Genomic DNA, 12,048 nt, shown 5'->3' on the forward strand with positions numbered 1-12,048 from the left:
CAATTACCCGCACAAAGAATAGGGCTTAACTTTTCTGTGGTGAATATTTTTACCATCGCAGCGGGCGCGCTCGTGCCCAAAATAAGCCGAGGGTCAGGGTTAATGTCGATTGTCCAACGCGACGGGAGCGTTTTCCGTCGCCTTACGTTCCGGAGATAAATTATGTCAGGCAGCATGACTCGCGAAGATTTTGACGCTTACCTGGTTCCCTGTTTTGCCCCCGCGCCGTTTATTCCGGTGAGGGCGGCGGGCTCCCGCGTCTGGGACCAGCAGGGGAAAGAGTATATTGATATGGCGGGCGGCATCGCAGTGAACGCCCTGGGCCATGCTCACCCGGCGCTGGCGGAGGCCCTGCAGGGGCAACTGGCGAAAATGTGGCATATCGGCAATGGCTATACCAACGAACCGGTGCTGCAGCTGGCGAAAACCCTCGTGCAGTCCACCTTTGCCGACAAGGTGTTCTTCTGCAACTCCGGCGCCGAAGCGAACGAGGCGGCCCTTAAGCTGGCGCGGAAATATGCCCACGATAAGTTCGGCGGTGAAAAAAGCGAAATCATCGCCTTCAACCACGCCTTCCACGGTCGCACGCTGTTCACCGTCTCCGTCGGCGGCCAGCCGAAATATTCCAGCGATTATGCGCCGCTGCCGCAGGGCATTACCCATCTGCCCTATAACGATATCGAGGCGGTGACTGCGGCGATCTCCTCGCGCACCTGCGCGGTGATTGTCGAGCCGATTATCGGCGAAGGCGGGGTGATCCCGGCGGACCCGGCGTTCCTCCAGGCGCTGCGCGCCCTTTGCGATCGCCATCATGCCACCCTGATATTTGATGAGGTACAGACCGGCGCCGGGCGTACCGGCCATCTCTACGCCTACCAGCATTACAACGTCGTCCCGGACATCCTCACCAGCGCCAAAGGGCTGGGGGGCGGCTTCCCGATCGGCGCGATGCTGGCGAAAGAGGCCTGGGCGCAGGTCTTCCAGCCAGGCACCCATGGCACCACCTTCGGCGGCAACCCGCTGGCGGCGACCGTCGCCAACGCCGTGCTGGCCCATCTGGATGCGCCGCTGCTGGCGGGCGTCGGCGAGCGCCATGCGCTGATCGTCGACCAGCTGAATGCCCTCTCTGCCCGTTACGATGCGTTTAGCGCCGTGCGCGGCGCCGGTCTGCTGATCGGCGCCGAGCTGGCGGGACCGCTGCGCGGGAAGGCCAAAACCCTGACCAACCTGGCGGCGGAAGAGGGTGTGATCGCCCTGATTGCCGGTCCGGACGTGCTGCGCTTCGCGCCGGCGCTCAATATCCCGCTGGCAGATATTGCGGAAGCCTTCGTGCGCCTCGATCGCGCCGTTGCCCGCTTAATCCGCTAACCGGGAGGACGGCCTGTGATGCTATTTCGTCCCGTACGGGAAAACGATCTTGACGACATCGTCCGCCTTGCCGCGCGGGCGGGGATCGGCATGACCTCCTTACCCCATGATGCCGGGCGCCTGGCCGCCCGGATCCGCCGCAGCATTGACACTTTCGCCGGCGCGCTGCCGCGCGGCCAGCAAGGCTTTCTGTTTGTGCTGGAAGACACCACGCTGGAGCGGGTGGTGGGGGTCAGCGCCATTGAGGTGGCGGTAGGCCTGGACGAGCCGTTTTACAATTTTCGCATTCAGAAAACGGTCCGCGCCTCGAAAGCGCTGGGGGTCTACAAGCCCCAGGAGCTGCTCAATCTGAGCTATGACCACACCGGCCACAGCGAGCTGTGTACGCTGTTTCTCGACCCCGAGTATCAGCGCAACCGCAACGGTCTGCTGCTCTCCAAAGCGCGGTTTTTGTTTATCGCCGCCTTCCGCGAGTGGTTTTCGCCGCACCTGTTTGCCGAACTGCGCGGCTGCAGCGATGAGCAAGGGCAGTCGCCGTTCTGGGATGCGCTGGGCCATCACTTCTTCGAGATCCCGTTCGCCGATGCCGACCGGCTGACCGGCACCGGCATGAAAACCTTTATTGCCGAGCTGATGCCGGCGTACCCGATCTATATCTCGCTGCTGCCGGAGAATGCCCGTCAGGTTATCGGCCAGGTGCACCCCAACACCGCCCCCGCGCGGGCGATCCTCGAGAAAGAGGGGTTCAGCTGGCGCGGCTCGGTGGATATTTTCGATGCCGGTCCGGTGCTGGAGGCGGAGACCGATCAGATCCGCGCCGTGCGCGACTGCCAGTGCCTGCCGGCTCAGCAGTTGGCGGGCACGCTGTCGGCGCCGACGCTCGTCGCCAACGGTCAGTTCGACAATTTTCGGGCGCTGCTGGTGGCCCACGAAGAGCAGGTCTCACTGGACGCCGCCGCGCTGGATGCGCTGCAGGTCACTGAGACCGACCGCGTTTATACGGTAACCCTGAACCCAGAGGAAAACAGATCATGGCGGTAAAAGCACAGTTCATAGCCGGGCAGTGGCAGCCGGGCAGCGGCGCAACGATGAGCAAACTGGCCCCGGAGGATCAGTCTCTGCTGTGGCAGGCGGCCAGCGCGGGGGCCGACGACGTCCAGGCGGCCTGCGCCGCGGCGCGCGCCGCGTTTTATCCCTGGTCGCACCGCCCGCTGGCCGAGCGTATTGACGTCGTACAGCGTTTCGCCGCGCTGCTGGAGACGCATAAAGAGGCGCTGGCGACCCTGATTTCCCGGGAGACCGGCAAGCCGCTGTGGGAGACCCGCACCGAAGTGCAGGCGATGATCGGCAAAGCCGCCATCTCCATCGAGGCCTATCACCAGCGGACGGGCTTTCACGAGTCGACGATGCCGGACGGTAAAGCGCTGCTGCGCCACAAGCCGCACGGCGTGATGGCGGTCTTCGGCCCTTACAACTTCCCGGGCCACCTGCCCAACGGGCATATCATTCCGGCGCTGATCGCCGGGAATACTATCGTATTTAAACCCAGCGAGCTGACGCCGGCCACTGCGGAACTGACGGTCCAGCTGTGGCAGCAGGCGGGCGTCCCCGACGGGGTGATTAACCTGCTGCAGGGCGGGAAAGCCACCGGCCAGGCGCTGCTGGAAAACCGCGATATCGACGGCGTGCTGTTCACCGGCAGCGCAGCGGCGGGTTTCCACTTTCATCGCTACTTCGGCGGCCAGCCGGAGAAGATGCTGGCCCTCGAAATGGGCGGCAACAACGCGCTGATCGTGGCTGATGTGGCCGATGTTGATGCGGCGCTACATGTGATTATCCAGTCGGCGTTTATCTCCGCCGGACAGCGCTGCACCTGCGCGCGCCGGCTGATTGTTCAGCGCGGCGAGCAGGGGGATGCGCTGCTGCGGCGGCTGGTGGAGGCCAGCGCGCAGATCCGCGCCGGGAAATGGGATGACCAGCCGGCGCCGTTTATGGGTGGGGTGATTTCCCTTGAGGCGGCGCAGAACATGCTGGCGGCGCAGCAGAAACTGGAGGCGCTTGGCGGCAAGGTGCTGCTGCGCCTGCGCCAGCCCGACCCGCACTCCACGGTGCTGACCCCGGGGATCGTCGACGTCACCGGTATCGAGGTGCCGGATGAAGAGTACTTTGGCCCGCTGCTGACGGTTATCCGTTACGACGACTTCCCGGAGGCGATTCGCCTCGCCAACCAGACCCGCTATGGCCTGGCCGTGGGGCTGATCTCCAGCGATGCGGCACAGTTTGACCAGCTGGCGGACGAGGCGCGCGCCGGGATCGTCAACTGGAACAAGCCGCTGACCGGCGCTTCCAGTAAAGCGCCGTTTGGCGGGGTGGGCGCCTCCGGTAACCACCGCGCGGCAGCGTGGTACGCCGCCGATTACTGTGCCTGGCCGATGGCCTCTCTGGTCAGCGACACGCTGACGCTTCCGGCGAACGTATCGCCGGGCCTGCCATTCTGATAACGGATCCTGTGAGGACATATGTCTGGTTTTGAAGCTAACTTTGATGGCCTGGTCGGCCCGACGCACCACTATGCCGGACTCTCCGTCGGCAATGAAGCCTCGCAAAATAACCGCGATGGTCTCTCTAACCCTAAAAAGGCGGCGCTGCAGGGGCTGTATAAAATGAAAGCCCTTGCCGATCGCGGATTCGTGCAGGGGATTCTGCCGCCGCAGCCGCGGCCGAACCTGCGTCTGCTGCGCGACCTGGGATTCGAGGGCAGCGATGAGCAGGTCATCCGCCAGGCGGCCCAGGCGGCGCCGCAGCTGCTCTCCGCCTTCAGCTCCGCCTCGTCGATGTGGACTGCTAACGCGGCGACCGTTTCGCCGTCGGCGGATAGCGCCGATGGCAAAGTTCATTTCACCGTCGCCAACCTGAACAATAAGCTGCACCGCATGCAGGAGGCGCCCACCACCTCGGCGATCCTGCGCGCCACCTTCGCCGATCCGCGCTACTTCGCCCACCACGCGGCGCTGCCGCAGCATGGCGACCTCGGCGACGAAGGTGCGGCCAACCATAACCGCTTCTGTCGGGAGTATGACCGGCAGGGGGTGCAGCTGTTTGTCTACGGTCGACGCGCCAGCGGCGGGATCGCCCCGGTGAAGTATCCGGCGCGGCAGACCCTCGAGGCCAGCGAAGCAGTGGCTCGCCTGCATCAGCTGGATCCGCGCTACACGGTGTTTGCCCAGCAGGCGCCGCAGGCTATCGATCGCGGCGTGTTTCATAACGACGTTATCGCGGTCAGCAATCGCCATGTGCTGTTCCACCATCAGCAGGCGTTTGTCGATCAGTCGACAGTATTGGCGACGCTGCGGGCAAAAAGCGACAGTCTCGATATTCCGTTTACCAGCGTGGAAGTGCCGGACGAGCGGGTGTCGCTCGATGACGCGGTGGCCTCCTATCTGTTCAACAGCCAGCTGCTGAGCAAACCCGACGGCAAGATGCTGATTGTGGTGCCAGAGGAGTGCCGCCAGCGGGAAAACGTCTGGCGTTACCTGAGCGATCTCGCGGCCGACAGCGCGTCGCCGATCGATGAAGTGGCGGTTTTTGACCTGCGGGAAAGCATGCGCAACGGCGGCGGCCCGGCCTGCCTGCGGCTGCGGGTGGTGCTCAACGAGTCTGAACGTAAGGCGGTCAACGCCCACAGCCTGATGAACGACGAACGTTACCAGCAGCTGACGGCGTGGGTGGAAAAACATTACCGTGACCGGCTGCACGCCCGCGATCTGGCAGACCCGCAGCTGCTGCGCGAGGTTTATCAGGCGCTGGATGAGCTGACGCAGATCCTGCGTCTGGGCGCTGTCTATGATTTTCAGCGTTAAGGAGCGGCAGATGGAGCATCTGGTTAACGATTTACTGCACTGCCGCCTGCAGGCGTGGACCTTTCCGGCGGACATCGAGGCCCGCTGGCTGGGCGAGGGCATCCTGCAGTTGCTGCCGGCCACGCCGTGGCGTCAGGCGACGATCCTCTCCGCTGGCGTCCATGGCAATGAGACCGCGCCGACCGAGCTGCTGCTGCAGCTGACTCACGATCTGAGCCAGGGGCGGCAGCCGCTCACCCAGGCGCTGCTGATCGTTTTTGGTAACCTGCCGGCGATCCGCGCCGCGCGTCGCTATCTGCACAACGACCTCAATCGCCTGTTCGGCGGCCGCCATCTGGCGGTCACCCCGGGCAATGAGTCGCGGCGGGCTTTTGCTCTCGAGCAGGCGGTGCAGGCCTTCTATCGCGCCGCCGATGCGGCGGGGCCGGTCAGCCGTAGTCATCTCGATATGCATACCGCCATTCGCGGGTCGCTGTATCGCCAGTTTGCGCTGCTCCCGGCCCACGAGGAGGATTTTTCGCCCGGCTTCTATCAGCTGCTGCAGGCCAGCGGGATGGACGCCATCGTGCGCCATACCGAAGCGGGCGGGACCTTCACCCACTTCACCTGCGAAAAGTTCGCCGCGCAAAGCGCCACCCTTGAGCTGGGAAAAGTGATGCCGTTCGGCGCCAACGATCTTAGCCTGTTCGCCGCCGCCGACGCGGCGATCCGGGCCTGGATTTCTGACGCGCCGCTGCCGGCGCGCGATAAAGCGCCGGTGGATTACTTCCTGGTCGAGGAGAGCATCATCAAGCGCGAAGGGGAATTTACGCTCAATCTGGCGGCCAACGTCGAGAACTTCACCGCGCTCCCGGCAGGGTATGAGATCGCCCGCCAGGCAGAGAAACGGTGGGTGGTGCAGGCCCGTGCCCCCTATATCCTCTTTCCCAATGCCGGGGTCGCTACCGGCCAGCGCGCCGGGCTGCTGCTCCGCGCCGCGGCGCTTCACCTCCCGCAACCAGCCTGAGGAAACACCATGACTGAACATCAACATCAGGCGCCATCTGCCGCCGGAGGTGAAGGCGCGTCACAGCTTAAGCGCGGGCTTGGCGCCCGCCATATCCAGATGATTGCCCTCGGCGGCGCCATCGGCACCGGGCTGTTTATGGGGGCGGGGCGCAACATCGCCGTCGCCGGCACCTCGATCCTGGTTATCTATGTGCTGGTCGGGTTCTTTACCTATATGGTGATGCGGGCGATGGGGGAGCTGCTGCTCACTCGCCATGACTACCGCTCGTTTGCCGACTTTGTCGGCGAGTATCTCGGACCGCAGGCCAGCTTTTATCTCGGCTGGACCTACTGGCTGAGCTGGGTGGTGACCTGTATCGCCGACGTGGTGGTGTGCGGGAGCTATATGCAGTACTGGTTCCCCGAGCTGTCGGCGTGGATGCCGGCCCTCAGCATGCTGGCTATCCTGTTCCTGCTCAACCTGCTGTCGGTGAAGATGTTTGGCGAGGCGGAGTTCTGGTTCGCCCTGATCAAGGTGATCACCATTATCGCCCTGATCGTCACCGGCGGCTGGATGATTGCCACCGGCTGGACCTCTCCGGACGGCGTGACGGCTTCCCTGAGCCATCTCACCGACCCGACGGCCTTTATGCCTCACGGTATCACCGGCTTTTTCGCCGGCTTCCAGATAGCGATCTTCTCCTTTACCGGTATCGAACTGCTGGGGACGATGACGGCGGAGACCCGCGATCCGCAGCGCATTTTGCCCAAGGCGATCAATGCGCTGCCGCTGCGGATTATCATCTTCTATCTGCTGTCGATGGTGGTGATCATCGCTGTCGCCTCCTGGCCGGGGGTGTCGGCGGAGACCAGCCCCTTCGTAACGCTGTTTGCCAAAGCCGGGCTGCCCGCGGCGGCGGCGGTGATTAACTTCGTGGCGCTGACCTCGGCGATGTCCTCGGCCAACAGCGGGGTCTTCTCCAGCACCCGCATGCTGTACGGCCTGTCGGTGGAGAAGCATGCGCACTGGCAGTTCCGCATTCTGTCGCGCAGCACCCGCATTCCGGTGCGCAGCCTGCTGTTCTCCTGCTTCTGCATGCTGATCGGTACGCTGCTGCTGTTCCTGGTGCCGAATGTGATGACCCTGTTCACCATCGTCTCGACCCTGGCGGCGATTATGGTGGTGTTCAGCTGGGGGATGATCCTCGCGGCCTATCTGGTTTATCGCCGTCAGCGTCCGGATCTGCATGCCGGGTCGATCTTTAAGATGCCCTTTGGCGTGGTGATGAGCTGGGTGAGCCTGCTGTTCTTCGCCTTCGCCATCTTCATCATGATCTTTGACCCGGACACGCTGCTGGCGCTGCTGGCTTCTCCGCTGTGGTTTATCGCGCTGTGGGCCTTCTGGAAGCTGAAGCAGCGGCGCGAAGGGCAGTTTCAGCTGGACAATCAGAGCGCCTGACACCCGCCGGCCCTGGCGGCCGGCTAAGAGGTGTGGCCAGGGCGTCTTAGCCGTTGTTCCCGTTCGTCTGCCCGGTGGCGGCTGGCGCCTTACCGGGCCCGGAAGGTGCGGTTTCCCCCGCGGCGTGATCCCCCTGTAGGCCCGCGCAAGCGCAGCGCCGCCGGGCAGGATGGTCGGCGCCGAGATAGCCCGGACCGGCTGCGGTCAGGCGCTTTCCGCCCGGGAGCGCGCCGCGCCAGGGACGGATTTCATCCGGCTGGCGCAGAATATCGCCAGCAGCGAAATCGCCACCGTCACGCCCAGGTAGACGGCCACCGGTCGCCAGTCACCATCGTATTTCGCCAGCAGACCGGTGGCGATAAGCGGCGCGGTGCCCCCGGCGAGCGCGGCGCCCAGCTGGTAGCCGAGGGTGATCCCGGTATAGCGCACATTGGCGCTGAAAATCTCTGAGCACAGGGTGCCCAGCACCGCGGTCACCGGCGCCCACAGGATGCCGAAGGCAACGATCGTCGCCAGCATAATGCCCCAGCTGGTGCCGGTGTCGAGCAGCAGGAACCACGGGACGATAAACAGCCCCAGCAGCACCACGCTCAGGGTGTACATTTTTTGCCGACCCACCTTGTCGGACAGTAGCCCCATCAGCGGGATCATCACGGTGGCCACCAGCGCGCCCAGGGTGACGGATTCCAGCGCCTGCGACTTCTGATAGCTCAGGGTGGTGGTGGCGTAGCTGACCACAAAGGTGGAGAAGATATAGAAGGGGGCGGTCTCCACCACTTTCAGACCCGCGGCGATCAGCACTTCCCGCCAGTGGTGTTTGAGCGTCTCGCGCAGCGGAGCCTTCGCCACCTGGCCAGACTGTTTCACCTGCTTAAAGGCGGGCGTTTCGTCGATGTCTTTGCGGATCCACAGGCCGAGGAAAACGAGGACGGAGCTGAGCAGGAACGGAATTCGCCAGCCCCAGGCGAGAAACTGCGCCTCATCGAACAGGGTCATCAGCGAGACGATGAAGGTTGCCATCAGCATGCCGATGGTCACGCCGGCCTGGGGAATACTGCCGAAAAAGCCTTTCCGCTTTTCCGGGGCGTATTCGTAGGCCAGCAGCAGCGCGCCGCCCCATTCGCCGCCGATACCCATGCCCTGAATAATGCGCAGGGTAATCAGCAGGGCCGGCGCCCACAGGCCCACCATCTCGTAGGTGGGCAGCAGGCCAATGGCCACCGTGGCGCTGCCCATCAGCGACAGGGTGAGCACCAGCGTCTTCTTGCGACCGATGCGATCGCCGATATGGGCGAAAATGACTCCGCCGATGGGGCGGATAAAAAAGGTGAGCGAAAAGGAGAGCCAGGAGAGGATCAGACCAATGACCGGGTCGACCATCGGAAAGAAGATTTTGTTAAACACCAGCGCGGCGGCGGTGCCATAGAGAAAATAATCGAACCATTCGATGGCGCTGCCGGTCAGGCTCGCGATCAGTACCTTCTTGTTTTTCTGCAGAATGGATGCAGTGTTGCTTGCTGGATTGCTCATTACGAAACGTTCTCCCGCCACGGTAAAAAGGTCAGGTGTCACTCTGTGTATGCAGGGTGCAACCTCATGTGAAAAAGGTTGTGTAATTGTTAAGCAACTTAGAGTTGATGGTTACAATTGGCAAGTTATCCTCTGCAACGCGGGCGAGAAAATGCGCTTTTGTCTGGTGTGACCGCGAGGTAAATTTTTATTTTCCACCTGTTTTTGCTGTTTTTTGTTATTTTCATGGTCAGTTATTCAGGTGCAACCTGTGTGTTTTTAGATGTTTCTTGTTATTTCAAAATAGTTACAAATCAACCTCGCTTTGCGCCCCGGCAGGCGGCGTTTATGATGGCCAGACTATTCTCTCTGCGCGGCTGAGAGGTGATTAAGGAGATCAGAATGGCAGAACACTTTTCCCCGCTGTCGGCGACGACGCTGGCGGCGGCTAACCTGACCGGCGGCTGGCTGGCGCAAAACGATCTGGCGACGTTGACCGCGCCGCCGGCGGTGGATGTGGTGGTGCTGGCTGGCAACGCCGTGATCCCTACCATCGACGCCGCCTGCCGGCTGGCGGCGGAGCAGGAAGTTCCACTGCTGATCAGCGGCGGCGTAGGGCACTCCACCGGTTTTCTGTATGAGGCGGTGCGCGAAGATCCCCGCTACCGTTCGCTCGCGGTGGAGGGCCGTCCGGAAGCGCATATTCTGGCGGATATTGCGCATGACTTCTGGCACATTCCTCGCCCGCGGCTGGTGGTGGAGGATCGGTCGACCAACTGCGGCGAAAACGCGCGCTTTACCCGCGCAATGCTGGAGAGCCGGGGGATCCCCCATCGTCGCGGGATCGTCATTCAGGACCCCACCATGCAGCGGCGGACGATGGCCACCTTCGCCCGCGTCTGGCAGGGGGCGACGACGCCGCCGCAGTGGCTGAGCTTTCCCGGCTGCACGCCGGTGCTGGAACAGACCGACGGCCAGCTGGGGTTTGTGGGCGGCGGGGCGGGGCTGTGGCCGGTGACCCGCTACCTGGCGCTGCTGCTCGGCGAACTGCCGCGTCTGCAGGATTCCCCTGAAGGGTACGGTCCACGGGGGAAAGACTTTATCAGCCACGTGACTTTCCCGCCGGAGATCCTCGACGCCTGGCGACAGCTGCGGGAGGATGACCGGCTCGCCGGGGCGCTGCAGGCCCGCATCCTCGGCTGATAAATGCCCGTTTGCGGCAGATTTATCGCAAACGGGCAATTTGTGTTATTGAAATGTAACCTCAACCGGGTATTTTTGGCCCGGTTTTATGAATCAGCTCACAAAACTGCGCCAATGTGCTGCGAAGCCACGGCTTATCCGCCCGATATTTAACAAAAAAATCACTTGTTAAATACAAATGCACCACAGGAGCAGCCATGACAGCACCCGTTCAACACCAGATGTATATTGATGGCCAGTTCGTTTCCGGTCACGGCGACGGCTGGATCGACGTGCTTAACCCGGCGACCGAAGCGCTGCTGTCGCGGATCCCGGACGGGACCGCGGAAGAGGCGCGGCTGGCGATTGACGCGGCGGAGCGCGCCCAGCCGGCCTGGGAGGCGCTGCCGGCCATTGAGCGCGCGGGCTGGCTGCGCAAAATTGCCGCCGGCATCCGTCAGCGTGCCGATGACATCGCCGGGCTGATCGTCGCTGAAGGCGGCAAAATCCAGCAGCTGGCGGCGGTGGAGGTGGCGTTCACCGCCGACTATCTCGACTACATGGCAGAATGGGCGCGGCGTTATGAAGGGGAGATCGTGCAGAGCGACCGTCCCGGGGAAAATATTCTTGTCTTTAAACGCGCGCTGGGGGTGACCACCGGGATCCTGCCGTGGAACTTCCCGTTCTTTCTTATCGCCCGCAAGCTGGCGCCGGCGCTGATCACCGGAAATACCATCGTCATTAAGCCCAGCGAATTCACGCCCAATAACGCTATTGCTTTCGCCGAGATCGTTCACCAGGTTGGGCTGCCGAAAGGGGTCTTTAACCTGGTGCTCGGCCGTGGGGAAACCGTCGGCCAGGAGCTGGCCGGCAATCCGAAGGTGGCGATGGTCAGCATGACCGGCAGCGTGGCGGCGGGGGAGAAAATCATGGCCGCCGCGGCGAAAAATATCACTAAAGTGTGCCTTGAGCTCGGCGGCAAAGCGCCGGCCATCGTCATGGACGATGCGGATCTGGAGCTGGCGGTGAAGGCGGTGGTGGACTCGCGGGTGATCAACACCGGGCAGGTGTGCAACTGCGTCGAGCGGGTCTATGTTCAGCAGGGGATTTACGACCGCTTCGTCAACCGCCTCGGCGAGGCGATGAAGGCCGTGCAGTTTGGCGACCCGGCGGCGCGGTATGACATCGCGATGGGGCCGCTGATCAACGCTGCCGCGCGGGATCAGGTGGCGCGCAAAGTGGCGAAGGCGGTGGCGCAGGGGGCGCGGGTAGCGCTGGGCGGTCAGCCGCTGGAGGGGAAAGGCTATTTTTATCCGCCGACCCTGCTGCTGGATGTGCGTCAGGAGATGGATATTATCCATGAGGAAACCTTCGGTCCGGTGCTGCCGGTGGTGGCGTTTTCAACTCTCGATGAAGCGCTGGCGATGGCCAATGACAGCGATTATGGCCTCACCTCCTCAATCTACACCCGCGATCTCAACGTGGCGATGAAGGCGATTAAGGGGTTGAAGTTCGGCGAAACCTATATCAACCGCGAGAACTTCGAGGCGATGCAGGGGTTCCACGCCGGCTGGCGTAAATCGGGGATCGGCGGCGCAGACGGCCGCCACGGCCTGAATGAGTACCTGCAGACCCAGGTGGTTTATCTGCAGGCCTGAGGCGCTTAACGCGGAATCGGCGGGC

The 12,048-nt window shown here is 62.9% G+C and carries 10 protein-coding genes; 8 read left to right on the forward strand and 2 right to left on the reverse strand.

Annotation, left to right across the window (positions count from 1 at the left end):
- Positions 1–162 precede the first annotated feature (162 nt).
- From ACQUTP_RS00690 to ACQUTP_RS00715, 6 genes are read left to right on the forward strand one after another with little or no spacing between them, the layout of a single operon-like run.
- Positions 163–1,368: a bifunctional succinylornithine transaminase/acetylornithine transaminase gene (locus ACQUTP_RS00690; protein WP_096833848.1), complete on the forward strand. Its 1,206-nt coding sequence runs from the start codon at positions 163–165 to the stop codon at positions 1,366–1,368.
- 18 nt (positions 1,369–1,386) lie between these two features.
- A complete protein-coding gene (gene astA / locus ACQUTP_RS00695) occupies positions 1,387–2,409 on the forward strand; it encodes an arginine N-succinyltransferase (RefSeq protein WP_165473577.1) in 1,023 nt (340 codons plus the stop codon).
- Positions 2,400–3,866: a succinylglutamate-semialdehyde dehydrogenase gene (gene astD / locus ACQUTP_RS00700; protein WP_096833847.1), complete on the forward strand. Its 1,467-nt coding sequence runs from the start codon at positions 2,400–2,402 to the stop codon at positions 3,864–3,866. Before astA ends, astD begins: the two co-directional genes overlap by 10 nt.
- Positions 3,867–3,887: 21 nt before the next feature.
- On the forward strand, positions 3,888–5,228 hold the full coding sequence (gene astB, locus ACQUTP_RS00705) for an N-succinylarginine dihydrolase (RefSeq protein ID WP_004204080.1): 1,341 nt from the start codon (positions 3,888–3,890) through the stop codon (positions 5,226–5,228).
- A 10-nt stretch (positions 5,229–5,238) separates the two neighbouring features.
- Positions 5,239–6,234, forward strand: coding sequence for a succinylglutamate desuccinylase (gene astE, locus ACQUTP_RS00710; protein WP_004204082.1), 996 nt, complete (start codon positions 5,239–5,241; stop codon positions 6,232–6,234).
- Positions 6,235–6,243: 9 nt separating this feature from the next.
- A complete protein-coding gene (locus tag ACQUTP_RS00715) occupies positions 6,244–7,674 on the forward strand; it encodes an amino acid permease (protein WP_087770987.1) in 1,431 nt (476 codons plus the stop codon).
- Between the two features lie 204 nt (positions 7,675–7,878).
- Here the strand turns inward: ACQUTP_RS00715 and ACQUTP_RS00720 are convergent, their stop codons facing one another.
- Entirely contained in the window at positions 7,879–9,204 is a 1,326-nt protein-coding gene (locus ACQUTP_RS00720) for an MFS transporter (protein WP_004204084.1), read from the reverse strand.
- 381 nt (positions 9,205–9,585) lie between these two features.
- Here ACQUTP_RS00720 and ACQUTP_RS00725 point away from each other — a divergent pair, with 381 nt between their 5' ends.
- A complete protein-coding gene (locus ACQUTP_RS00725) occupies positions 9,586–10,386 on the forward strand; it encodes a YdcF family protein (protein ID WP_096833845.1) in 801 nt (266 codons plus the stop codon).
- 61 nt (positions 10,387–10,447) lie between these two features.
- Here the strand turns inward: ACQUTP_RS00725 and ACQUTP_RS00730 are convergent, their stop codons facing one another.
- Positions 10,448–10,585, reverse strand: a complete 138-nt coding sequence (locus ACQUTP_RS00730; RefSeq protein ID WP_032425978.1) for a hypothetical protein — start codon at positions 10,583–10,585, stop codon at positions 10,448–10,450.
- On the opposite strand from ACQUTP_RS00730, the gene aldA reads away from it, so the two are divergent.
- Positions 10,584–12,023, forward strand: coding sequence for an aldehyde dehydrogenase (aldA, locus tag ACQUTP_RS00735; RefSeq protein WP_428902324.1), 1,440 nt, complete (start codon positions 10,584–10,586; stop codon positions 12,021–12,023). The two genes, ACQUTP_RS00730 and aldA, sit on opposite strands and share 2 nt — an antisense overlap.
- Positions 12,024–12,048: the final 25 nt, after the last annotated feature.

Origin of the sequence: Klebsiella sp. 2-CIP_Kleb., assembly GCF_050378715.1 — a bacterium.
GTDB lineage: Bacteria > Pseudomonadota > Gammaproteobacteria > Enterobacterales > Enterobacteriaceae > Klebsiella > Klebsiella quasipneumoniae.